The organism is Variovorax sp. dw_308 (genome assembly GCF_019207085.1).
GTDB lineage: Bacteria > Pseudomonadota > Gammaproteobacteria > Burkholderiales > Burkholderiaceae_C > Variovorax.
Genome location: NZ_JAATOM010000017.1, coordinates 125406 through 148113 on the forward strand (window position 1 = coordinate 125406; position 22708 = coordinate 148113).

16 protein-coding genes are annotated in these 22708 nt (G+C 68.4%); 6 read left to right on the forward strand and 10 right to left on the reverse strand.

The window, feature by feature from the left end; genetic code table 11:
• Nucleotides 1–4: 4 nt before the first annotated feature.
• The gene (locus HCU76_RS26335) at nucleotides 5–1504 is read right to left on the reverse strand and encodes an ATPase domain-containing protein (RefSeq protein ID WP_218511085.1); all 1500 of its coding nucleotides are present in this window, start codon (nucleotides 1502–1504) and stop codon (nucleotides 5–7) included.
• Between the two features lie 304 nt (nucleotides 1505–1808).
• On the opposite strand from HCU76_RS26335, the gene HCU76_RS26340 reads away from it, so the two are divergent.
• Nucleotides 1809–2498: a hypothetical protein gene (locus tag HCU76_RS26340; protein WP_218511072.1), complete on the forward strand. Its 690-nt coding sequence runs from the start codon at nucleotides 1809–1811 to the stop codon at nucleotides 2496–2498.
• Between the two features lie 157 nt (nucleotides 2499–2655).
• Here HCU76_RS26340 and HCU76_RS26345 read toward each other — a convergent pair whose 3' ends face one another.
• Nucleotides 2656–3342, reverse strand: coding sequence for a GntR family transcriptional regulator (locus HCU76_RS26345; RefSeq protein WP_213958713.1), 687 nt, complete (start codon nucleotides 3340–3342; stop codon nucleotides 2656–2658).
• 144 nt (nucleotides 3343–3486) lie between these two features.
• Between HCU76_RS26345 and HCU76_RS26350 the strand changes: the two genes are divergently transcribed.
• On the forward strand, nucleotides 3487–4542 hold the full coding sequence (locus HCU76_RS26350; protein ID WP_218511073.1) for a helix-turn-helix domain-containing protein: 1056 nt from the start codon (nucleotides 3487–3489) through the stop codon (nucleotides 4540–4542).
• 65 nt (nucleotides 4543–4607) lie between these two features.
• Here HCU76_RS26350 and HCU76_RS26355 read toward each other — a convergent pair whose 3' ends face one another.
• On the reverse strand, nucleotides 4608–5384 hold the full coding sequence (locus HCU76_RS26355) for a S9 family peptidase (RefSeq protein WP_218511074.1): 777 nt from the start codon (nucleotides 5382–5384) through the stop codon (nucleotides 4608–4610).
• The gene (locus HCU76_RS26360) at nucleotides 5368–6537 is read right to left on the reverse strand and encodes a DUF3182 family protein (RefSeq protein WP_218511075.1); all 1170 of its coding nucleotides are present in this window, start codon (nucleotides 6535–6537) and stop codon (nucleotides 5368–5370) included. The genes HCU76_RS26355 and HCU76_RS26360 overlap by 17 nt, the downstream gene beginning before the upstream one ends.
• Before the next feature lie 291 nt (nucleotides 6538–6828).
• Here HCU76_RS26360 and HCU76_RS26365 point away from each other — a divergent pair, with 291 nt between their 5' ends.
• The 3 genes from HCU76_RS26365 to HCU76_RS26375 all read left to right on the forward strand — a co-directional run bounded on the left by HCU76_RS26365 (nucleotide 6829) and on the right by HCU76_RS26375 (nucleotide 8484).
• Nucleotides 6829–7179 carry a hypothetical protein gene (locus tag HCU76_RS26365; protein ID WP_218511076.1) on the forward strand — a complete coding sequence of 117 codons (351 nt, stop codon included), beginning with the start codon at nucleotides 6829–6831 and terminating at the stop codon, nucleotides 7177–7179.
• A 56-nt stretch (nucleotides 7180–7235) separates the two neighbouring features.
• A complete protein-coding gene (locus HCU76_RS26370; RefSeq protein ID WP_218511077.1) occupies nucleotides 7236–7883 on the forward strand; it encodes a zeta toxin family protein in 648 nt (215 codons plus the stop codon).
• A 97-nt stretch (nucleotides 7884–7980) separates the two neighbouring features.
• The gene (locus tag HCU76_RS26375; RefSeq protein WP_213958719.1) at nucleotides 7981–8484 is read left to right on the forward strand and encodes a plastocyanin/azurin family copper-binding protein; all 504 of its coding nucleotides are present in this window, start codon (nucleotides 7981–7983) and stop codon (nucleotides 8482–8484) included.
• A 3-nt stretch (nucleotides 8485–8487) separates the two neighbouring features.
• On the opposite strand, the gene HCU76_RS26380 is transcribed toward HCU76_RS26375, so the two are convergent.
• Together HCU76_RS26380 and HCU76_RS26385 are read right to left on the reverse strand one after the other, a co-directional pair.
• Nucleotides 8488–9150, reverse strand: a complete 663-nt coding sequence (locus HCU76_RS26380) for a methyltransferase (RefSeq protein ID WP_218511078.1) — start codon at nucleotides 9148–9150, stop codon at nucleotides 8488–8490.
• Entirely contained in the window at nucleotides 9147–9380 is a 234-nt protein-coding gene (locus HCU76_RS26385; RefSeq protein ID WP_213958721.1) for a DUF2933 domain-containing protein, read from the reverse strand. The genes HCU76_RS26380 and HCU76_RS26385 overlap by 4 nt, the downstream gene beginning before the upstream one ends.
• A gap of 126 nt (nucleotides 9381–9506) precedes the next feature.
• Here HCU76_RS26385 and HCU76_RS26390 point away from each other — a divergent pair, with 126 nt between their 5' ends.
• Complete coding sequence (locus HCU76_RS26390; RefSeq protein WP_218511079.1) at nucleotides 9507–10031, forward strand: hypothetical protein; 525 nt, start codon at nucleotides 9507–9509, stop codon at nucleotides 10029–10031.
• Between the two features lie 85 nt (nucleotides 10032–10116).
• Here HCU76_RS26390 and HCU76_RS26395 read toward each other — a convergent pair whose 3' ends face one another.
• The 4 genes from HCU76_RS26395 to HCU76_RS26410 all read right to left on the reverse strand — a co-directional run.
• Nucleotides 10117–10542: a toll/interleukin-1 receptor domain-containing protein gene (locus tag HCU76_RS26395; protein ID WP_218511080.1), complete on the reverse strand. Its 426-nt coding sequence runs from the start codon at nucleotides 10540–10542 to the stop codon at nucleotides 10117–10119.
• A complete protein-coding gene (locus tag HCU76_RS26400) occupies nucleotides 10539–14306 on the reverse strand; it encodes a TIR domain-containing protein (protein WP_218511081.1) in 3768 nt (1255 codons plus the stop codon). The genes HCU76_RS26395 and HCU76_RS26400 overlap by 4 nt, the downstream gene beginning before the upstream one ends.
• Nucleotides 14307–14344: 38 nt before the next feature.
• Nucleotides 14345–15976: an Imm49 family immunity protein gene (locus tag HCU76_RS26405; protein ID WP_213958725.1), complete on the reverse strand. Its 1632-nt coding sequence runs from the start codon at nucleotides 15974–15976 to the stop codon at nucleotides 14345–14347.
• The coding region (locus HCU76_RS26410; RefSeq protein ID WP_218511082.1) for a hypothetical protein at nucleotides 15973–22708 on the reverse strand (6736 nt) is incomplete at its 5' end. The genes HCU76_RS26410 and HCU76_RS26405, both read right to left, overlap by 4 nt.

Sequence of the window (22708 nt, forward strand, 5' to 3'; positions counted from 1 at the left end):
GCTGTCACGCCTGTTCGGCGTCGCCGAGCAGCGACGTCCCGCCCCGGTAGCGCGGGAGGCCCGCCATGACACCCCTGAAGTCCGTGAGTGCTTCACCGATCTCAAGGCCGCCCGGGCCAAGCCGGAATTGATGGATCGTCGATGCGTGCGCGCTCGCGCGGCTCTTGATCACCGCCATGGCCTTGAGGAGTTGTCCCCGGGCCTCGAAGTAGCGGAACTGCAGCATCGAATCGCTCAGGTAGCTCAGGTCGACGTCGTTGGGCACGTCGGTGGCAATACCGTGCTGGGAAAGCACCAGGATGGTCGTCACGCCCTGAAGGTTGAGGTATGTGAGGAGTTCGTGCATCTGCAGCATGAGGAAGTTGCTGCCGGGCATGGCGACCAGGTAGGCGTTCAGCGTGTCGATCACCACGGTGGTGACACCCTGGCGCTCGACCGCATCGCGGACATGGTGCGAAAAATGTCCGGCGGAGATCTCGGCCGGGTCGATTGCGTGCAGGATCAGCTGGCCTGCCGGGATGTAGTGCTCGATATCCAGTCCAAGTGCGCGCGACCGCGTCACCAGCGTCTTGATGCCTTCGTCGAACAGGAAGATGGCCGCCTTGCCGCCGCGTTCCATGGTGGCGCGCGCGCAGCACACGGCGGTCGTCGTCTTGCCGACGCCGGCCGGCCCGGCGAACAACAGGTTCGTGCCTGGCGTCAGGCCGCCGCCCAAGAGCCGGTCGAGCTCTGCATTGCCGGAGCTGACGGTCTCGCTTGCGTGCGCGCGTCCGTGCTCGCTCGCCACCAGGCGCGGAAATACCCGCAGTCCACCCCGGTCCAGGTTGAAGTCGTGCTCGCCTTCCCGAAAACTCACGCCACGCAGCTTCACCACGCGCAGCCGGCGCTTGTCGGGACCGTAGGTGCCGGTGTTCTGCTCGAGGTGGATCACGCCGTGCGCAATGCTGTGCAGGTGCATGTCGCCCGCGCTCGCGGACTTGTCGTCGAGCATGAGCACCGTGCACCCTTGCGTCAGGAAGAAGCGCTTCAGCGCCAGTATCTGGCGCCGGTACCGCAGCGGGTTCTGGGACAGCAGGCGCAGCTCCGAGAGGCTGTCGAAAACCACTCGCTCGGGCCGCACGCGCTCGACCAGGGCCATGACGCCGCGGATCGTTTCGCCCAACTCGAAGTCGGAGGGGTTGAGGATGCTCTGCTCGGCGTCAGCACTCAGGCCCTCGTCGCTCACCAGGTCGAATATCTCGACGTTGTGCAGGTCCCAGCCGTGCGAAAGGGCGCCTTGCGCCAACTCGTCGGAGGTCTCCGACAAGGTCACGTAGAGGCTCTTCTGGCCCAGCGTCCGGCCCTGCAGAAGGAACTGCAATCCGAGCGTGGTCTTGCCCGCACCCGGCGTCCCTTCGACGAGGTAGAGGTGGCCGGCGGGCAACCCGCCCGCCAGCACTTCGTCGAGGCCCGGAATGCCGGTGGGTTGCAGGATCGGCAGGACGGAGGGTGGGCGTTGACTCATCATGGGGACCGCGGTTGCGTTGACTTTTTTCCAATGGGGTGGATGAATCTAATATCGCGCGCGCACCCCTTCGCCCGCTGCCGCGCGCGCCTGCATGTAGGCGCATCTCCTGCGCGGATGTCGGTCTGCTTGCGCCCAGGCGAGCACGCGGGAGCGGGATGCCCGGTCAACAACTGGGACGCATCGCCAACATGCGAGCGACCGCGAATCGAACAATCGCTTCATCGCGATCGAAGACCGGTGATCGCGGCGATCACTTCACTTGAGAACCGGTCCTTCACTTTCAATTCGCAAGGATTCCAGCATGTTCAAGCTTGCCCCGATCACGGGTTCATCCACCGCGCGACCGCTGCGCGTTCTCCTTGGCGTGGCTGCGGCCGCGCTGCTCGCTGGCGGCAGCGCCATGGCCCAGCCGCAAGTCACCCCGCAAGCGGCCCCAGCCGACGCGGCGGCCGGCAACGTCGTGCCCATGCCCGCGGCCAACTGGCTGTTCGTCCAGACCGGCACCTCGTTCACCTCGGACGGCAAGACACTCACCATCCGTGGCGTCGCACCGCAGACCCTGATGTTCTCCGACCGCCCCGAGCGCATGACCGGCGACGTGCTCACGTCCAAGTTCGCCGAGTTCTGGAACCAGGGCAAGGACGACTTCCAGAAGGACCCGCCCAACGCCACCATCTCCACCTCGATCGACGACAAGACCGACCTCACCGTGGTCGAGTTGCTCAACCCGCGCGTCTCCGGCGACACGCTCACCTACGACATCAAGCTGCTGGAAGGCACATTGCCCACGGCCGGCAAGCAGATCAGTGTGTTCATCGACTGGTGGTACGGCCCCGGCTGGCACGGGGGCTTCCGCGGTGGATGGCGCGGCGGCGTGTACGTCGGCGGGCCGGTGGCAGTGCCTGTGCCCGTGCCCGGCCCCTACGCATCCGGCCGTTGCTGGCGCGGCCCTTACGGCGGCCTGCACTGCCGCCCGTGGTGGGGGTATTGAGTCGCGCCTGGAGACGCGTGTGCGGCTGGGGGAGTTCACGCGCCCCCTGCCGTTCATGCGGCTCGCCCGGCAGCGCTTCAGCTACCTGCCCAATACACCTCGTTCAACACCTCGTTCCGCGGGCGGGAGCACCTGTGGGTGGCGTGGGACGCGCGCATCACTTTCCCGCTGGCGGCGGATGCGCCGCCTGCATCGCCAGGAAGTTCTTCTCGCAATAGTCCCCGGCCTTGCGCAGCATCGAGCGGTTGAGCGCGTTGGCGAGCGGGGCGTCGCGGTCGAGGTAGGCATGGGCGACGCGCACCCGGTCGCCCGACAGCGACTCCATCTGCGTCTCGCTCATCATCCCGATGCGGCGGAACCAGCTCATCTTCCACTTGAGCGAGTCGAGCACGCTGATCACCAGCGCGTTGCCGCACAGGTTCGCTTCCTCCTCGAGGTAGGACTCGATGAGCGACATGAAAGGCTCGCCGCCCTGGGCTTCGGCCGTTGCCAGCACCTGGGCGTGCGCATGGAGGTTGCTCAGCGCCTCGTCGGATGCATGGGCCACGATGGCGTCCGACATCAAGCCGTGCAGCGCCGCCCGCAGCGCATACAGGTCGCGGATCGCCTGCGCCGAGACAGGGGCCACCTGCGGGCGCCGACGCGCGGTAAGCGTGATGAGGCCGTACTGGTTGAGGATCAGCAGGGCCTCGCGCACCGGCGTGCGGCTGGTGCCGAACTGGTTGGCGATGTCCACCGAATTGATGATCGCGCCGGGCGCCAATTCGCCCCGGATGATGCTGCCGCGCAGGGATTCGACGATGGTGTCGACGGTGATGTCGTCGCTGGCCTGGATCTGATTCATCTCGGATTGTTTTTGATATTCAGTGTCGACAGTGTAGTGAAATGTTTGTAAAAAACGTGGACAAAGTGCCTCTTCGTTCGTAAAGTGTCGACACTTTCTCCCGCAGCGGCATGGCCTGCGGACCTGAATCGACCGGAGCCCGGCATGAACCTCTTGTGCGATGACGAACTGTTGATTCCCGCGGAAAGCTTCGAGCCCGGGGCCGGCGCGCTGCCGGACCAGCTCGCGCGATGGCGCGATTGCGTGGGCCCTGCGTTGGACGTCAGCGTGGACGCCGACCGCATGCCGCGCGACTGGAGCACCCGCACGACCGGCTGGAACCTCGGCGGCGTGATGGTCGTGCGCGGCCACTACGACCCGCAGACGCTCACGCGCCGCGCGAGCAGCGTGGTCGGCGACAAGCTAGACCACTACGTGCTGCACCTCAACCAGTCGCCGCACGCGATGCACCTCGATGCCAATGGCCGCCGCATCAGCGTCGGCCCCCGGCAACTGCTGGTGAGCGATTTCGCGCAGCCGCGCTCGGTGTCTTGCGAGGGCGACGTGCTGTCGGTCTTCATCCCACGCGCGTCGCTGGATGCGCTGATGCCGCGGCAGCTCGACTTGCACGGCGTGGCGCCGACCGGCGCCTGCAGCACCATCCTGGCCAGCCACTTGCAGTCGCTCTCCACGCTGCTGCCGCGCATCACGCGCAAGGAGGCGCCCGATGCCATGGTCGCGACGCTGCAGCTGCTGGCCGCCAGCCTCGCGCCCACGATCGACATGCTCGGCCTGGCGCGCCCGGCGGTCGAGGGCACGCTGATGCGCCAGATCCGCCAGTACATGGAAGACCACCTGGGCGAGGAAGACCTCGGCGCCGACAGCATCTGCGGGCACTTCCGCATTTCGCGCTCCACGCTGTACCGGTTGTTCGAGGCCGAGGGCGGGGTGCTCAACTACCTGCAGGACAGAAGGCTGGTTCGCATCCACGGCCTGCTGGCCTCGCCGACGCAGCGCAGCTACCTGGGCCGCATCGCGGCCGACAACGGCTTCAAGAGCGCGACGCACTTCAGCCGCGCCTTCCGCGCCAAGTTCGGCTACAGCCCGCGCGAGACGCGCAGCGGGCAAGTTTGTTTGACGGGCGCGCGTGGCGTACAAGGCTCACCGGCGCTGGGCTCGACTTTCGGCCGCTGGCTCGCTTCCGCCCCCGCCACCGCCTGAAGTGCCAGTGCGAGCGCAGCAACGCATGTTCGCTGGGCACTTCGCAGGCGCATCCGGGGCGGGCTTCAAGCCGGGCTGTGCGGCGCCGGTCGCAGCAATCCCGTTGCGGCCTTCGCGCCCAGCACCATCTCCGTCATCCAGCTCACCAGCAGCATCCCGTAGGCCTGGCGTGAAGCCTCTGACGACAGCGCATGGTCCGCGCCGGAAATGACCCGGTACGTGACCGAGCGCACCCGCTTGAAGGCGCTCAGGTAGTTCTCGATGACCGGATGCGGAATCGTCTTGTCGATCTCCGACTCGACGATCAGCGCATCGCCCTTGAACGTCGAACAGGCGGCGAGCGCCCTGTTTTCGGCGGGCACGATGGTGGAGTGGCGGTAGATCATCAGGTCTTCCCGGCCGAGCTTGCCCTTGGGCGTGTCCCATTGCTCGTCGCGGTAGATCGCCGGCGCGCGCAAGGCCAGCCAGCGCACCGGTCGCAGCGCGCTCACGAGCGCCGCCAGATAGCCGCCGTAGCTGCTGCCGACGATGGCGATCGATTGCGGGTCCACCGCCGGGTGGCCCACCAGCGTGTCGTAGCCGGCCAGGACGTCCTGCAGGTTATCTTCCCGCGTGACGGCCTCGCGCAGGTCGTGGTGCCGCGCGTGCCCGCGCAGGTCGATGGTCAGGCAGATGCAGCCGAGCGCTGCGATCTCGTGCGCGCGGGCCAGGTACTGCGCCTGGCTGCCGTCCCAGCCATGCACCAGCAGCACGCCGGGAATCGCCGCCGAGGGCGCGACCAGCGTGCCCGCGATGTGATGGCCGGCAACGGCGATGTCGATGGCGCTATGACGCGTGGGCATCCGTCCTCATTTCGCTGACGACGGTGTACTTGACGAGTTCGCCAGCCACCTTGTCGTTCCCCCGAAAGTACACCGTTGCGCCCGGGGGCGCCTGCTGCGTGCCATGGACCTCGAAGCAGGAGGCCCAGACCTGGCGGCAGTCAGGTCGGTCGCGGAAGCTTTCGAGCCCGGCGATCTCCGCGCCGGTGGCTCCGCCTAAGCGCCATGACTGCTCCAGCACGCCGGAGCGCGGCTCGCCGCCGGGGGACAGGCCCTGGGCCACGTCGTAGTTGATGCGCGAGGCGTAGAAGCCGGGGAAGCACTCCTCGGCCGCCTCGTGGTAGGTGCGCGATTGCTCGATGGCGAGCCGGACGTTCGGCGCCAGGTCGAGCGCCAGCAGCGCATCGAAGCCGCCGCGCACCAGCGTCAGGTCGCTGCCGCCGTAGACCATGTGGCCGTGGTTGTTGCGGGTCATGCGCTGCACGCCGTGGTAGCTCGCCCGCAGCCCGGCCACCTGGACCTGGCCGACGCTCAGCGTGACCACCGGCTCGCCGAGGTTTTCCTCGATGACCACGCCATGCGTGCGCAATTCGTCCTCGCGCATCTGGCCGATGCAGTGTTCCAGCGCGGCGACGTTGCGCACCACGGTCTGCCCCCTGCCGCCAGTGGCGCAGGCCGGCTTGACGCGCGCATTGCCGTGGTCCAGCACGCGCTTGCCGGCGATGAGTGCCTCGTCCTGCGAGAACGCGCTGTAGCCGCGCAGCACGCTGCCGGCGACGCGCTTGGCGAAGGCGGGGTTCCAGCCTTTGGGCTTGGCGGCCGACTGGTAGACCAGCGGGTGCGTGATCACCTTGGTGCCGACGAAGGGATGCGGCACCACGCCGCCGAAGAGATCGTGTTCGTCGGTGATGCCGAGCGCGTCGGCCGCATCGCCGGTGAGGGTGTCGCTGGGCACGAAGTACGTGGGCGCCTCGCAGGGCAGCGTGCGCTTGAATTCACCGCGGAAGCCCACGCCCCTGAGCATGGCCAGGCGCCGGGCGGCTTCGGCACGGGTGGCGTGCTCGTGGTCGCTGTCGAAGTGCCGGTGGTCGGCCGTCAGCGCGACGACGCAACCGGCCGGCAGCACGCTGGCCTGGACATCGGGCGGACTCTGCAGGGAGAAGAGGGCATGCATGGTGGGGCTCACGGTCAGAGGTTGTGGGCCGGCGTCGCATACTCCAGCCCCAAGGCCGGGTTGCGCCCGACCCGCCCCACGAGGGGATCGAGTCGAGATGGCAGGCCACATCGACTCACGAGTTGCCGGGGCATGCGCGAGATCGTCGGTGGCGCAGTGTGGCAGGCCCATCGGCGGCAGGCGAACGATTGCGCCGGCCAATACCTACACTGGCCCGAATGGTGGGCCGGATAATCCCCAAAATCCAGAAAATGTCTAAAATACAGACTTCGACATTCTCCGGAGAACACCTTGGCCCAAGCCCTGAGCTCCCGTCCTGAAGCGCTGGACCGCCTGGCGCGCAACATGCCGACCTTTACCGCCACCCATCTGGCCGGCGGCATGCAGAAAGTCACCAGCACGGTGATGGCCGAAGGCGCCGTCGTCATCACCCGGCACGACCAGCCCACCATGGTGCTGATGTCGGTCGACCGTTACCTCAAGCTCGAACAGGCGGCCGAGCCCAATCTCGATGCGCTCACGCAAAAGTTCGACGACATGTTCACCCGCATGCAGGGCGCCGAGGTAGCCGAGGGCATGGCCGATGCCTTTGCGATGACACCGGCGGAACTTGGCAAGGCGGCGGTTCGCGCGGCGCGATAGGGCCGGCTCGTTGAAGAAGAAGTCCTGTCGGGTTCGCCGACAGGCGGGAGGATCGAGTGCCAGCAAACATCTTCGTCCTGGCCGGCGTCAACGGCGCCGGCAAGAGCAGCATCGGCGGCGCCGCGTTGCAGGCCCGCAAGGTTCCGTATTTCAATCCCGACCTGGCGGCGCGCGCGCTGCAGGACGCCAACTCCAATCTCTCCCTGGAAGCCGCCAACGGCCATGCATGGGAATACGGCCGCAAGGGCCTGGAGCGTGCGCTGAAGGAGGGCGGCAACTACGCCTTCGAAACCACGCTCGGCGCCAACACCATTCCCGACATGCTGCTGGCCGGCGCGCGGGCCGGGGCGCAGGTCCATGTCTGGTATGCGGGGCTGAATTCGCCGGAGCGGCACATCCAGCGCGTGAAGGACCGCGTCACGGCCGGCGGCCATGCCATCCCCGAGCACAAGATCCGCGAGCGCTATGTCAGCAGCCGCGCCAACCTGGTCAAGCTGATGCCGCACCTGGCCAGCCTGCGCGTCTACGACAACAGCGCGGAGGGCGACCCCAAGGCCGGCAAGGCGCCCAAGCCGGTGCTGCTGCTGCACGTGGAGGCGGGGCGCATCGTGACGCATGTGGCGTTGAAGCAGGTGCCGCAATGGGCCAAGGCGATCCTGGCGGTGGCGTTCGAGCTCGACGCGGCCAGGGGGCCGCCGCATTGACGGCGCTGCGCATTCGACATCGAAGGGCTTGACCTTGCCATGGTGGCAAGGTTCAAACTTGCGACCACTCCATCAACCCCAACCACGTCGAACCCTCATGAACTCGATTCGTTCAAGCGCAATCCTCGTGCTGGCCCTGCTTGCCAGCGGCAGCGGCTTTGCCAACGGCACGCACGAAGGAGGCCATGGCCACGTTGCCGAGGCCGATGCCGATGCCGAAGTCGGCAGGCCGGGCGTCGCCGCCAAGGCCACCCGCACGGTCAACGTCGACATGAAGGACACCATGCGCTTCACGCCCGCCGACATCAGCGTCCAGCAAAACGAGACGGTTCGCTTCGTCGTCAAGAACTCGGGCGCGCTGAAACATGAACTGGTGTTCGGCACCGAGCAGGAACTCAAGGCGCACTACGAAGCCATGAAGAAGAACCCCGGGATGGAACATGCCGACCCGAACATGGTGACGCTTGCGCCAGGCAAGAGCGGCGAGATCGTCTGGCAGTTCACCAAGGCCGGCAAGGTCGACTTCGCATGCCTCCAACCCGGTCACTACGACGCGGGGATGAAAGGGGCGGTGAACGTGACGAAGGGCCCCGCCAGGTAAGGTTCACTCGGCATGCCGGCGATGACCGCCGCACAGTGCCGGAATAAAGCGGGGCGTCATCGCCGCGTAGCCTCGCCAGGCCTCTCCGAACTCGCGCGTCAATTCGCGCTCCTCGGAAATGGCGAGCCTGAGGTACATCGCAAGCAGCAGCGGGAGCCCCAACAGGGTGGGCAGCGTCGGCCAGTGAAGCAGCAAGCCGAGCATGATGAGCGCGAGTGCGACATATTGAGGATGCCGGATGCTGCGATACGGGCCCGTCGCCGCAACCCTGTCCCGCCGCTGCGCGAGATGCAGGACATGCCATGCCATCGCCAGGAGCACGAAGCCCGCAAGCACGGTGGCGAAGCTGAGGAAACGAAGCGCCCCCGTGTGCGGGTCGGGGTTGGAGTGGTTGCGCATCAACAGCGACCAGAAGTGGCGGGCCTCATGGCCGAACAGGTCGGCGTCCTCGACCCTGGCGGTGAGCCATCCGTGGAACAGAAGCATCGTGAGCGGATAGCCGTAGACCTCGGCAAACAGGGCCGCGATGAATGTGCTGTACGCGCCGAAGACCTTCCAGTCCCGCGACGTGGTCGGTTTGAAGAAGCTGTAGGCGAAACCGACGAACACGCATGTGTTCAGCAGGACCAGGCTCCACAGGCCATGGCCGTCGCCGACACCGTTCACCGATCGTCTTCCGATGGGTAGGGATCGAGCCGGCTTCGGCGCCGCCGGTGGCTGGAGTGCATGACTTCGTGCATCAACGGACAGGCTACGGCAAGCAGGAACGGGAGCAGCCCGAACCGGCTTGCCCTGTCCTCCGTGTACAGGAAGAAAGCACCGGCAAGCACCCCGACCAGCAAAGTGGCCGCTCCGGATGAGCGCCAAAAGCCTGGATCGTCGTAGTGAACCTTCATTGCAAAACCCCGGATGGAAAGGCGAAGTGCGATACGGAACGTCAGGCTTCGCCGCGTTGATCGCTCTCGTTGGATTCGATCTTCACCTCAACGAGTTCCGCACCGGAGTGCGGAGTTTTCGTCGGCATGGATAAAAAGGACGGCTTGCGGTTCGCGTGCGCGGCGCTGCTGGTTCGCTTCGCGTTGCAACGAGAGGCGAGGGCGCGCAAAGCTGCCAAGCCCGGCCGTCTTCATGGCCGCCCGCCATGCGGCGTGAGCATGCAATCACGTCGTCTGGCGGGGACTGTGATCTTCAGGTGGGAGGGAGGGCGGACGCATCAGCCCGTCGAGATACGGCCACGGCTTTCCAAGCTCATCGCGGCGAGCGGGTGGTACCGCAGGATGCGGACTGAAATCAACTGCCACGTCGCATTGAACTGCGATGGCGTTCAGGCATCCATCGAGGCTGACGTGCTGACTGGACTCGACGGAATGATCGGTTCCGATGGAGCCATCGTCGTGGTGATGATGGGGTGTCCCTTGCCAATGGAGCAGCGCATGCTGCGCTTCCGAGGGAACCCAAGGGGGAGCGGGGAGGTTGAAGACGGCGGCGAGGTGGCTGAATGCGAACGCGAGCAGCATTACGACGACGAGGATTCGTCGTCCAGGTGACCACCGCATAGCCGGGCCAATTCGCATCGAAAGTATCTTAGACCGACGCTCGATGAATGCAATCGCTCTTGTATTCAGCGTTGGTTCAGCTCGCGCGCCGACCCGGAAATGGCACCGGAGTATTCGGCCGGCGGGGCGGTTGCAGCCCTGCCTTCAGTGCCTGTGCCGCGGCGGCCTCGTCCAGCGCCGACAGATCGATGTAGGCGATCGGCGCCAGCAGGCCGGGTGGACGGCAATCGTCGACACGCACCGGGACGATGCGCTGGCCGAGGGCGAACGCCGCCTGCCATTCCTCGTTGGTGAAGCGCGCGTCGAGCGAGTGGCGCGACAGGATCAACAGCATGCGCTCGCACTGTTGAAGCGCGGCGTGCATGCGCGCGACGAAGTTGTCGCCGGCCTCGAAGTCCCAGGCCTGCATGACAACGGACATGCCGAGCGCCTCGATCTGCTGGCTCACCCATTCGGCCCAGGCCTTGTCCGCCAGGTTGTAGCTGACGAAGTAGTGCTTCATATGCCGCCGATGTGCCCCTGTTGTTCCTGCTGGATCACATTGCGCAACTCGTGGCGCATGCGCCAGTAGGTGCCCAGCGCCGGATCTTCCTTGAAGGTCGTCTGCAGTTCGACGAGCAACTCCAGGAACGCCGGCGCATCCAGTCCGAGCGCCTGCTGGCTGCTGCGCTGGAGGATGATGTCCTGCCCCACGGCGTCAGCGGTCTCCAGCTTCGCGCGCCAGGCCTGTGGCGTCAGTTCGTTGGGCACGAACGGCGTGCGCCAGGGTGCCACCAGCGCGAAGCATTCGCGCAACGCGGCGCGTAGCGACATCGCCAGAAGAAGCAACACACTGCCCGCAAGCACCACGAGCAGCGCGCGCACCACGTAACGCCCAGGTGCGACCCGGTCAAGCCATAGCATCGCTGGCTGCAGCAGCGGGTCAACCAGGGCCGACAAAGCCGGCGTGGCGACCACTAGGAGCACGACCAGACCGTTCACGGCTACGAATAGCACCCCGATCATGCCCGCCGCTAACACAATCAACATCGGTGCTTCCAATCGCGCCGGATTCGCGCGCCACGACCGGCGAGCCCAGTAGCCGAGCCCCGCCAGCGCGCAAATTGCACCCGTGCCCAACAGTAGCCAGGCTTCAAGCGACTGCGGTCCTCGCAGGTTTGACCAAATCTCGCGCGCCTGCGGCAGCAGCGCGTGTCCGAGCCAGACCCGCAACCATCCCATACCCATGATCAGCCCGAAGACGAATATCCCTGAAACAGCCATCGGGCCTATCGGCGCTCCGATGCCGTAGCGGCAATGCTCCTTGGCGATGACGCACGCATTGCGGACTGCGGAACGCAGTTGCGACAGAGGCAACGTGAAAAGTGCGAATGTCGCAAGGATGGCGTAGTGCACCAGCGATGCTGGTACTGACAGCAGCATCGCAGCGAAATAGAGCGCGATGGGGGCCATTACCAGCATCCACAGGAACGAGAGGAGCGAGGTGGACCAAAGCAGGGAGGCATAGCCTACCCCCAGTAGGATTGCCGCGGAGGCCCCCAGTACGTAGAGCCAGAGGAGCGCGGACTTCCGGACGAACCCGATCAACGCCATACCTCCAACAACGGCAGCGTAGCGACCGGATGTCAGGAACGCCTCGATGTTCGCGCCTGGATCGACGCCGTCCTTCGGCGGCAGCCATGTCACGGCCGCCCAGTAGATCAGCGGCACCAGGGCCGCGATGCCAAGCCCCAGCACCAGCATGCAAAGCACGCCGAGCGCGAGATGCCACCAGCGCCGCGGCGCCGTCGACGCGGCCGCGGCTTTCGCGTGGCCGACGAGCCGATGCAGCAGTTCACCCCGGGCGAGGTCGAAGCCGATCTGCGCCGTCAGGTCGGTGCCGATCCGGGCACTGCTCGCGGCAGGGCTCGCCAATAGCATGAGCGCCTGGTTGCGCACCCAGCCGATGCGCGACTCTAGGAGCCGCACCATCGCATTGCCAACGTCGGCGTCGGGCACGTTCTCGCAGGCCCAGAGCATCTTGACCTGGGTGCTCGGATTGCCGTGCTCGACCAGCACCGTGACCGCGCGGCTGAAGGTCTGGACCTGCGTCTGCGCCATCGAGCCCGCGCCCTGGTGCAACAGGCGCGACAGCAGCTCGATGCGGTCGGCGGCGAAGCCTTCCTCGTCGTCCGTCATCAGCGGGCCCGTGTCGGGCCACGGTACTTCCGGCGCCTCTGCCGCTGCGGAGGTGGCGTCGGCGACGGGCGCCGAAGCTTCGTCTGTCTCCACATCATCGAGCAACAGGTCGTCGTCCTCCTTGGGGGTGCGCGCCACGACGCGGCGCTCGACCTCGGCCACGAAGCCTGAGATCGCCGAACCCAGTTGCTCGACCGGCTCCGAGCGCCCGCGCATCAGCACGTAGTTGACCAGCGTCTCCTGCCAGCGCGGCGCCTCGATGGCGGTCTGCCAGTCGACGTCGACGCCCGAACGTCGGATGTGCCGCGCCGCGAAGAACTCCTGCAGCCGATGGTGGGCGAAGCGCAGCCGCATCGACCCCGCACCGGAGCTGCCGCTGAGCAGTCCGCAGCGCATGCCGACCTGCGCCAGCGCGTCGACGTCGACGCCGGGCAGTGCCGGTCGCAGGTCGACGAGTGAAGCCGACGTGCCCTGGTTCCGGTCCATGAAGACGAAGGCCAGCCGACCCAGCTCGGTGAACGGGCGCGGCAGCCTGGCAAGCACCGCCTGGCTGCCGGGGTCGGCGCGTTTGCGGCGGTAGACGCGCCGGCAATAGAACGCGATCAGCCCCGGGCGGCTGGCCGGCCACTCATGGGTTGCGAGGATGTAGTAGCGCAGCAACCAGAGCACGAACGGGTTGCGCACGTCGACCGGAAGATCTCCCGACCACAGCCGCTCGGTGAGCGTCTTCAGCGAGTAGTTCTCGCCGGAGATCCTCAAGGGCCAGCTGGGCACGTAGAGCGACAGGAACTCGCGCACCTGGTCGCGCCCGAACGGGAGCAGGACCATGCGCCGGTGCAGGAACTCCGGACTGAAGTCGTTGATGCGGCACGAGAAGAGGCTGCGCGTCTGGGGGTGCCGGCTCGCGGCGAACTGGCTCAGCGCCTCGACGTGCGCGCCGTAGCGTTCCCGGCTCATCTCGTCCATGCCGTCGAAGAAGATGATCAGCCGACCGGCGCGGTGAAGGGCCTCGTAGCGCGCGGCGATCCGCGCGTCCAGGCCCTTGAGCACGTGGGCATCGACATCGCCATCGGCCGGGCGCGCGCTTGCAACATGGAAGTCGCCGAGCCGGATGTAGACCGGCAGCGTCGGATAGACGCGCCATCGCTGCGCATCGATCACGTTCAGCACGGCATGCTGCAGCGTCATCGTCTTTCCGCTGCCCGGGTCGCCGAGCAGCACCAGGGGTTCGTCGCTGTGCACGATCGAGTTCGCGATGTCGCGCACCACCTTGCTGCGCCGGCTGACGGCGCTGATCTGGGCCGTCGCACCATCGCCGCCCCGCGCGGTGCCCATCACTTGGCGGATCAGGTGGTGAACCGGACGCTCGAAAGGGTCGCCGCCCGGCAAGGGCACGGCAGACGGCGAGGGCACGTCGCGCCCCTCCTGCGGCACGTAGCTGCGCTCGCGAAGCTCCTGCGCGAGGCCCGACCGCAGGCGAGCCAGGTAGTCGCGCAGGTCGGCCAGTTCGGGCGGTTCGGCGAGCAGTCCGACACGCGTGAAGAAGGCGTGAAGCCGTGGCGCCGTGTGTTCGAGCAGGCGGCGCCACGGGTTCGGCGGCGTCAGCAGAAGCGCGTTGCCGGCAGTCACCGGGAACGCAGGGGCAGTGTCGGGCCGTCGCGGCGCCAGCCGCTCCCGCAGCCGGGCGATGCATTGCCTCTCGTCAAGGCCGTGCAGGCGAATCGGGGCGCGCGCCGCCAACAGGCCGGGGAGAGCAGCGTCATCGATGACGACCGGAACGACGCGGGAGCCGCCGGCCAGTGCGGCGGTCCATACATCGTCCAGCGAATCCGCCAGCGAATCGGCCAGGAACGAACGGGACGTCACGACGAGCGCGCCGCCGAGGCGCTTGAGCGCCTCATGCCGGGCGCGGACGAAGTTGTCGCCGGCGGCGACGTCATATTCGTCCAGTTGCGTCGCGTAGCCGAGATCGTGCACCGCCCCCTCGATGAAGGCGGCCCAGTCGAGATCGCGCGGGTGATGGCACACGACAAAGCCTCGCTCGCCCGATGCTTCGGTCGGAGCCTTGAGGAAGGTCGGCGAATCCATTCGTCAATAGGGGAGTGGAGCGTCGATTCTGCCCACACTCAGGTCTTCAACCACCGAAAAGGCTTCGGAAACCAGGCCCAGTGGTCATCGAGCCAGACAAGCCCGTCGTAGGCCATGCCGTCCCTGGCGCCGGCCGCGATCACCTTCCACGCGACCCATACGCGCTGCGGCTGCAGTTCGCTCGCCAGCGTGCGGTAGCCGCCCGGGAAGTGGCGGGAGAGTTCGTTGTCCTCGGCCAGCATGCCGGCGGGGGCCACGTGGCAGACGACGCGGCTGCCGGGTGTGGCGGCGGCCAGGCGCGGGCCGGCCGTCCACATGCGTTCCGCGGCTTCGGCGAAGGCCGCCGCGTGCGTCGGCGTGAACGCGAGGGCCGCATCGCCCGGGCGCGGGCGCAGGGTCTGCAACAGCGTGCCGCCGGGGTTGCTGGCCAGGGCCTCGAGCAGCGGCTGCACCTGGGCCTTGATGGCGTCGGCCATCGCCAGCGCCTGCTGACGCGCATCGACCTCGGGAACGCCCGCGTGCAGGGCCAGCAAGCCGACGTAGGCGGCGCGGCGGGCGAGCAGGCGTTCGCGGTCGAGCGATTGCGAAGCGGGCGCAATGAGCGCGGCGTCGAGGGTGGCCAGCGCTTCGGCGAGTAGCAGGGCATGCCACGCACGCTCCTGCGGGTCGTCGGGAGGGGTGTCGTCGAGTTGTCGGGCCAGGAGGTCCGAGGCAGCGAGCAGGGTGTCCACCGGCAGGCTGGGCGCCGATGCGTCGAGCGAGAACTCTGCCTGCCACTCGTCGATGCCGAAGCTGCCCGTGGCCGTGATCTGCACGCCGCTCGCGGTGGTGTGCCTCTGGCGCGTCAGCCGGGGAATGCCGTCGACGTCGGCCTGCCATGCGGCTTGGCGGGCGTCGGGCACGGTGCGCGTCGGCAAGCTGAGGGACAGCGTGACGCGCGGCGCGGGTGCGACGTGTTCGCACAGCGCCGGGAATCGACGCAGCGGCGCCAAGTCGATGGCGAATCGTTGCTGTGCGAGTGCGGCGCATGCGCTCAGCTCCCATGCCGCCATGCCGAGGGTGAGGCCGCTGCGCGCGGGTTCGGCGTAGAAGGCGCGGTGGCGCTCGAAGGCATCGAGCAGCAATGCCGGCACGGCCGCTGCGTCCTGGCGCGACAGTGCCTCCAGAAGGGCGGCCAGCGGCCGGAGCAGTTCGTTGCCGGCGTCCGGGTCGAGTGCTGTTCGAGCGGTTTCGGCAATGGCCCGATCGCAGGATTCACGGGCGTCCTGCGTCTGTCTGCCTCCGAGAATCGCATGCCCCAGCAGGTTGCCGAGGTGCGTCCAGCAGGGCGCATGCGCGAGACCTTGGCCGCTGGCCTGCGCCGCGGCGAATACCCCGGGCATCAGCAGCGCACGCAAGGCATGGCGGTCGCCGGCCAGCAGCGCCGCTGCAAGCGTCGGCAGCAATGCGGCAGGGCTGGCCCGCATTTCGGAAAGCTCGAATCGCTGCGCCGGTTCGCGCCATGACAGGGTAGCGGCGGGCGGCGCCATCAATGCGACCGCCAGCACGCGTCCCCAGGTGGCCGCATCGGCCAGCGCGGCATCTCGCCGGACCATGTCGGCGGCGGCATGCGCAAGCCGCGCCTGCTGCAGCGCCTGGTCCAATGCATCTTCGGCAGAAGGCGCATTCATCGCCCGGGCTCCTTCATGTCGTAGGCCTTCACCACGATGCTGCCCAGCTTGCCGGCGTTGTCGGCCGTCTGCTGCGCGAGGAAGTAGCGGATGTTCGGCATCTCGGCCAGGATCGCAAGGCCGAGTGCCTTGATCTGCGGGTCGGACGAGTTTGCCATCGAGCGACCGAGGCTCGTCATGTATTCGGGAGTGCCTTGCTGGGCGCGCACCGGCACGCTGCCTTGTTCGGCGGGGCGGTTGCCCAGGCCGGCGTGCGGGCCCTTGCATTCGATGATGACGAGCGCGCCGCTGGCGTCGCGGTAGGCCAGGTCGGGCACGCCGGAACCGGCATGCGGTATCGGCAACGGCGTCATCGGGCCGCCGTCGAGGCCCACGGCCACCTTGCGGCCGGCCGCCTCGCCCAGGCCTTTGGAAGTGAGGTTGAGGTCGCCGACCGCGCGCGACCAGTTCGCCTCGGCCTCGTTGTACGCAGGGCTGCCCTTGGGATGGCTGGCCAATTCCAGGTCCAGCGCGTCGCGGCGGGCCAGCAAGTCGTTGCGGTGCGCGGCGGCTTCGTCGGGTGTCATGTCGACGATGTGCCTCACAGGTTCCTCGCCGGGCCGCAACGGACCCGCGGCGCGGATGGCGACCTCGACCAGGTCCGTGGCCAACAGCGCGGGATGGGCGCCCGCGAAGGTCGGCGAAGTACCGCCGGCCGGCTTGAGGAACAGCAGGTCGCCGAGTTGGTTGAACTTTCCGGTCTGCGGGTTGGTGTAGTGGCCGGTGATCCAGCGCAGCAGTGCGATCTCCATGCTTGCGACGCGGCGGAGGGTCAACACGTCCAGGCCCTTGTCGGTGCGGCCTGCGCTGATGCCGGTGAACTGGCGGCCTTCATGGAGGTCGCGCCGCATGGCCATGTATTCGCCGAGTTTCCGGAAGTTCGGGGAATCGGCGAACAACTGCGCGACGAGCTTGCCGTTGGCGATGTGGTTGAGCACATCAGGCACCTTGTCGACGCGCTGGCCCTGGCGGGTCGCGGCATCGCGGCGGGCATCGGCCGCGGAGATGCCGTGCTCGCGCAAGGCGACGCGGCCTTCGGCATCGGCTTGCGCCGTGAGGGTGCGGATGCGCGCTTCCAGTTCGGCGCGCTGCGCCTGCACGCCCTTCGAGCGACCGCTCGGCATGATGTCGAGTCGTTGCTGCAGGGCTGCGGCCTCGGCGCGCAACGTGGGCTCCTTCAAGCGCGCGGCGTGGCGCTCGACCACATCGGCGAGCACCGCGCGCAGGGTGGGCGATGTCATTTCAGGGTGTAGCGTGGCGAGCGGACTGCCAAGCTGGCCGCTTTGCGCGAGGTGCAATCCAACGATCTGCGCCAGCTCGGCGGCCTGGGCGCGGTTGCCCATCGCAGCGGCGACTTGGAGCTGCTTCAGCAGCGTCGGCACGTCGGCGGGCGTGCCTCTCAGCGGCTTCATGAACGGGTTGTCCATGGCGCCAATACGCACTTCGGCCAGGCGCGCGATCAGGTGCGGCTCGCCGAGCAGCGTCTCGGCGAGGTCGGCGCGCCTGGGCGCATGCTGGCCCAAGGCGAGGCCGAGTTCCGCCGCCTTGGCTTCGGCGGCATGGCGCAGGGCCAGAACCGCGGCGGGCTCGGCGCTGCTGTCGGCCGGCTTGGGCGGCAGATTGCGCAGCATGGCTTCGAGCTCGGCGACCTTGCGGCGGTCGGAGGCGCTGGGCTGTGCGCCTTCGGCGGGTGCGCGGCCGGGCTGAAGCAGGTCGTCGGTGGTGTCGGTGCTGCGTGAACGTTGCTGCGCATCGGCCAGCGCGGCGCGGGCGGGCGAGTGCTCGGGCAGCGCGTCGAGTGCGAGCTTGAGGCGAGGGTCGGCGACGTCGGCATGCAGCAGGCCGAGGTGCGCGGCCAGGGCTTCGATATCGGCGTGGACTTGCGCGCGGGCGGCGTTGTCTGCTTCAGGCACCGATGCGAGGCGCTTCGCCAGCACTTCCAGTTCGCCGAGGCGCCCGCGGTCGTGGGCGGAAAGACGATCACTCACGGCTGCACCGGGCCGCAACGCGTCGGCGGCAGTACCGGCTTCGGTGTGGTGATGGCGCACCTCCGTCAGTTCGTGCGCGATCGCGCGGCCATGCGTTTCGAGCGGCGCGTTCGGCGACAGCCGCACGAAGTACATCGGATCGTCGCCATCGGGGTTGCGGCGGAAGCTGGCGATGGCGCCGTGCTCGGTGTCGCCGACCTCGACCTTGACTTTCATCGGCCGGCCTTCGGCATCGGTCATCGACAGGTGCAGCGCGCCTTCGCGGGCGCCATGGGTCGTCAGCGGGCCGACGCTGCTGAGGCCGAAGGCTTCGCCGATGGCGGCATTCAGCGCATTGAGCGGGTGCGTGATGACCGGCTCCGTCGCCAGCTGCATGCGCGAGCCGGCGACGGGCGAGGCTGTGCCGTCATGCGGCAGCAATGGATTGGGACCGCCCGCGGGGCCGGAGGGCGCATCGATCTCGTGCACACGTCCGCTGCCGGGCTTGATCATGCGGTTCAGTTCGCCGATGAGGCCGGCCGGGACTTCCATCTGGTCGTCGGCAAAGCGCACGTCGACCAGGCGCGGCTGGCCGTGCAGGTCGGCGGTGCCGTGCTCGGGAATGGCCGCCGAGCGCATCGCGCGGACCCAGCCTTCATCCACCTCGAAGGCGATGATGCGGGCCTTGCCCTGGCTGTTGTTCATCACGAACTCGACGGCGCGTTCGAAGGAGCCGAAGTTCAGGTGCGCGGACGCGCCGCCCTCGACGTGGACGTTGCCCTGCGCATCGACATGGACCAGCGAGCGGCTGCGTTCGCTCTCGACACGGAACACCAGGCGGCCGCCGCCTTCGCCTTCGAGCAATGGCCGGACCAGGCGAGGCAGCAGGTCGGGGTTGCGTTCGACATCCGACAGCGGCACCTGCACCCGTCCCGGCTTCTCGCTGGTGAGGTTGGCGAACATCGCGTCGACGTCTTCCGGCCCGGGCAGGTCGGCGGTGGCGGACTTGCGGCCGCTGGCGAATTCGGCGGCCTCGGCGCGGTGCTGCACGGCCTGCGCTTCGAGTGCGATGGCCTCGTTGAGCAGGCGGCCGGATTCCTCGCGCAATGCGGCGGCGCGACGCGGGTTGTGGGTGTCGGCCACGGCCGCTTCCGCGTCCTTCGCGATGGCCTTGTCGAGCAGGCCGTTGGCCTGCTTCATCAGCGCGTCGGCCTGCTCGTGCAGGGCGCCTGCGGCCTGGCGTTGCAGCAGCGTGGCTTCCGGACTTGCCGGGGGCAGGGCGCGCGTGTCGGCGCCGGGTTGCTCTGCGCCGATGCGCATCGCGGGGCCGGCCTCGGCATGGTCGATGGCATGGCCGATTTCGGCGTCGCTGAGGTGCGGGAGCAGGCGCTGGTCGGCTTCGGCAGTCGCAGCCGGCTTGGGTGGCTGGGCTTCCTCCGCGATGGCAACGGGGCGCGGCGACGGTTCCTCGGTAGGCGCCGGACGGACTGTCGACGGTTCTTCGCTGCCGCCGGTTGCGCGAGGCGGCGGCGTGGCGTCGCTGTCCGCCGGGGCTGTGCGGGGTGTTGCACCCTCCGCTTCGGTGGCGTACGGTGTCGCGCGTCCGGCTGCCGGTGCGGCAACCGGTGCCTCGATCAAACCGCCATGTGTCGCGATGTGGTCGAGGTTGATGGCGCGGCCCAGCGCATCGTTGCCATTGCGGCCATGCGTGTCGAGGAACTGCAGGTCTTCGACCGCCGCATGGAGCGCATCCCCTTGCAGCGGCTTCAGGCCCATGCGTTCGCGCTCCGAATTGATACGCGCGCCGCTGGCCTTCTGGCTGCGGTTCTGGATGCCCTGGCCCACGGATTCCGCGGCGCCTTCGCCGAAGCCCTGCACGAACGAATGCAGCCCCGCATGGCCGATCTCGACCAGCGCCGCGCCCATGTCGCCCTTGAACTTGCCGGTGCCGCTGTCCACGGCCAGCTCGGTCGCCTTGCCGGCCATGCCGCCCGCGGCCGAGATGCTGGCCTTGGTGAGGCCGCGCCCGGCCATGCCGAGGCCGCCCTTGACCAACCCGCCTTCGCTGGAGGCGTTCATGCCCGCGCCGATGGCGCCACCGACCTTCGACACGCCCTTGAGCCCCACGCCCGCGACGCGGCTCAGCGTGCCGCCCGCGGCCAGCTTCTCGGCCTGCGCGCGCAGGGCCGGGGCATTGCGGCCCAGCGCCTCGATCGATTGCGTCACGCTCGCCGTCGCCGCACCGGCCAGCCCGCCCTTGATGAGGCCGCCGAACAGCGCCATCACCGAGTCGCCGCTGCTGCCTTTCCAGGTCTTCTCGTCCAGCGCCGCATTGCCGAGCCCGCCGATGCCGCCGGTGATCGCGCCGATGATGATCTGGTCCACGACCGGGTTGCCCGTGAAGATCTTGGCCAGCGTGACCAGCGAGCGGGACGCGGTCTGTGCGGCCTGTGCAGCCTTCGAGGCCACCTGCGCCGCCTTGCCGAGCTGCGCGCCGACGCCCGCCGTGATCGCCTGCACCGCCGTCATCGCGAGGTCGATGCCGGCCTGTTCCCAACCATAGCGGCCGCCCTTGATCGCGTAGTTGGCGCTCATCGAGGCGAGGCCGGTGACCACGGCGGCGGCGATCAACGGGGCAGCCGCGCCGCCGGTGGCGACGGTGATCACCGCGGCGGCGATGGCCCCGAGGATCGCGATGCCGGTGGTGGCGATGTCGGCGAACGCGTCGATGCGCGACGAGTAGTTCTCGGCCACCGCTTGCGCGATGGCGGTGGTGGCCTCGAAGGTGGCGCGGTCGGCGCCCTGGTAGTCGTCGCCCTTGAAGTTGGGCAGGCTGGAGATCAGCTCGCCGCGCCGGTTCAGCGCGATCGGGCCGCCGGCCAGTACCTCCAGTCGCTTCGAGGTGGCGGTCATGGCCTGGTCGGCATAGGTGCCGTCGGCGAGCATGCTGCCGAGCCCGCCCGATTCGCTGCGCTGCTGCGCGATGGCGAAGGCCGCGTTCTCGAGCTTCTCGCGGTCGTTGCGCGCCACGCCCTTCATCGCGCGTTCCATGCGCAGGCGGTCGTCGCCGGAGAGTTCGTTGAAGTCGCCGCCCTCGCCGTAGACACCGAGTTCGGCGTCGAGCGACTTGCCGGTCTGGACCTTGTACGCGGCGCGCATCTTCGCGATCTCGTCGCGGTCCATGCGTTCGGTGAAGCGGAACAGCAATTCCTCGTTGGTGCCCCAGTGCGCATGCATCACGTGGTCCATCGCGATGGCGCAGGTCTCTGGCGTGGGGCGTGCATCGGTGATCAGGCCGACGGCCAGCTTCGCGTCGAGAGAGCCGGCGCCGAGCTTCTCGTTGAGCCGGTCGATGACGCGGTCGCGCGCGGCGATGACCTTCGGGTCGGTTATCGGCGTGGTCGGGTCGTTGGCCTTCGCGGCGGCGGCTGCCGGATCGACCGGGGCACCGGGCTTGGCATCGGCTGCCGGGGCGGGCGTGCCGGGTGGTTCGGGCGCGTACTTCTGCGCGGCCAGCAGCACGACGGCGGCACGCTTCTCGGCAGCCTGCCGGTGCGCGGCGCGCTCCTCGAGGCTGGCCTTCGACCAGTCGGCGGAGAAGCCGGCGTCGAAGGTGGCCTTGTCGAAGCTCTCCGGGTCGAAGTCCTTGTCGCTCTGCAGGGCGATGCCGACGCGGGCCGCGCGCGCGGCGACGCTGTCGGCGCCGCCTTTCTCGGTCAGGAGCGCGACGGAGAGGTCCTTGTCCGCGTCCTTGAGCGTGAGCGTGTAGTTCTGGCCGCCGGTTTGGGCCGGGCCGTCGCTGTAGGTGACGCCGGCGCCATCGTCGATATGGACCTGGATGTCGCGCGTCACGTAGTCCACGGCGCGCGCTTCGGCGCTCATGTTCGCGATCTTGCCGGTGGTGTCGGCCTTGGCCCAGTCGGTCTCGGCCACCAGTCCGCCGAGCGCGGCCACGACGGCCTTGCGCCGCGCGTCCGGGTCGTCGTCCAGCAGCGCGCGCGCGTCGGAGTCGGCGCCCATGGTGGTGCGCGCCTCGATTGCGCGGTTCAGTGCGGCCTTGTCGTTCTCGCGGCGCGCAGCGTCGACCTCGTCCTTCAGGCGCAAGGCGTCGGCGGTGACCTGGTCGCCTGTCTTCAAGGCATCGAAGACCTTGCTGTCGGTGCCGTCCAGCGCCGCGCTGACCTCGGCGACGACATCGCCATGCTGCGCCCCGAGCGCCGCGGCCTGCGCCGGGGTCAGTGCGCGCATCACGGCTTCGACGCGGGCCTCGTCGTCGTTGAAGAAGCCGGGCGAGTCCTTCAGTTCCAGCCGCGCGGCCTCGACCGCGTCGCCGCGCAGCCAGGCGCGCGTGGCGGCGTATTCGGTGCTGTTCTCGCCCAGGTTCTTGACCAGGTCGGGCTCCAGTACGCGGCCGAAGGTGGGATAGGCGTCGAACTCCAGCGCCAGGCCGCGCGCCGCGCTGACGCCGCGCACCGCAGCCACCACGCCGGTCTCGTCCACGGTGCCCGCGAAGCCTCCGGCGAAGGCGTGGGTGATGCCCGTCGCGCGCGTGCCGATGTCTTTCTGCACCTGGTCGCCGGTGCCGGTGATCTGCTTGCCGAACAGCACGGCGGGCGTCGTGCGCTTCTTCAGGAAATCGGCTTCGGCCTTGGCCTCTTCCTCCAGGCCGCCGCCCTTGGCGCCGGCAGCGCCGGGTGCACCGGGTGCAGGCGCGGGGGCCGGCGCG

Bases quoted from the DNA above. Each gene is read 5' to 3' on its own strand.
- HCU76_RS26385 (WP_213958721.1), bottom strand. From the start codon at position 9,380: ATGAAGGTTCACTACGACGATCCAGGCTTTTGGCGCTCATCCGGAGCG.
- HCU76_RS26345 (WP_213958713.1), bottom strand. From the start codon at position 3,342: ATGAATCAGATCCAGGCCAGCGACGACATCACCGTCGACACCATCGTC.
- HCU76_RS26350 (WP_218511073.1), top strand. From the start codon at position 3,487: ATGAACCTCTTGTGCGATGACGAACTGTTGATTCCCGCGGAAAGCTTC.
- HCU76_RS26395 (WP_218511080.1), bottom strand. From the start codon at position 10,542: ATGAAGCACTACTTCGTCAGCTACAACCTGGCGGACAAGGCCTGGGCC.
- HCU76_RS26355 (WP_218511074.1), bottom strand. From the start codon at position 5,384: ATGCCCACGCGTCATAGCGCCATCGACATCGCCGTTGCCGGCCATCAC.
- HCU76_RS26340 (WP_218511072.1), top strand. From the start codon at position 1,809: ATGTTCAAGCTTGCCCCGATCACGGGTTCATCCACCGCGCGACCGCTG.
- HCU76_RS26335 (WP_218511085.1), bottom strand. From the start codon at position 1,504: ATGAGTCAACGCCCACCCTCCGTCCTGCCGATCCTGCAACCCACCGGC.
- HCU76_RS26375 (WP_213958719.1), top strand. From the start codon at position 7,981: ATGAACTCGATTCGTTCAAGCGCAATCCTCGTGCTGGCCCTGCTTGCC.
- HCU76_RS26390 (WP_218511079.1), top strand. From the start codon at position 9,507: ATGGATAAAAAGGACGGCTTGCGGTTCGCGTGCGCGGCGCTGCTGGTT.
- HCU76_RS26360 (WP_218511075.1), bottom strand. From the start codon at position 6,537: ATGCATGCCCTCTTCTCCCTGCAGAGTCCGCCCGATGTCCAGGCCAGC.
- HCU76_RS26400 (WP_218511081.1), bottom strand. From the start codon at position 14,306: ATGGATTCGCCGACCTTCCTCAAGGCTCCGACCGAAGCATCGGGCGAG.
- HCU76_RS26405 (WP_213958725.1), bottom strand. From the start codon at position 15,976: ATGAATGCGCCTTCTGCCGAAGATGCATTGGACCAGGCGCTGCAGCAG.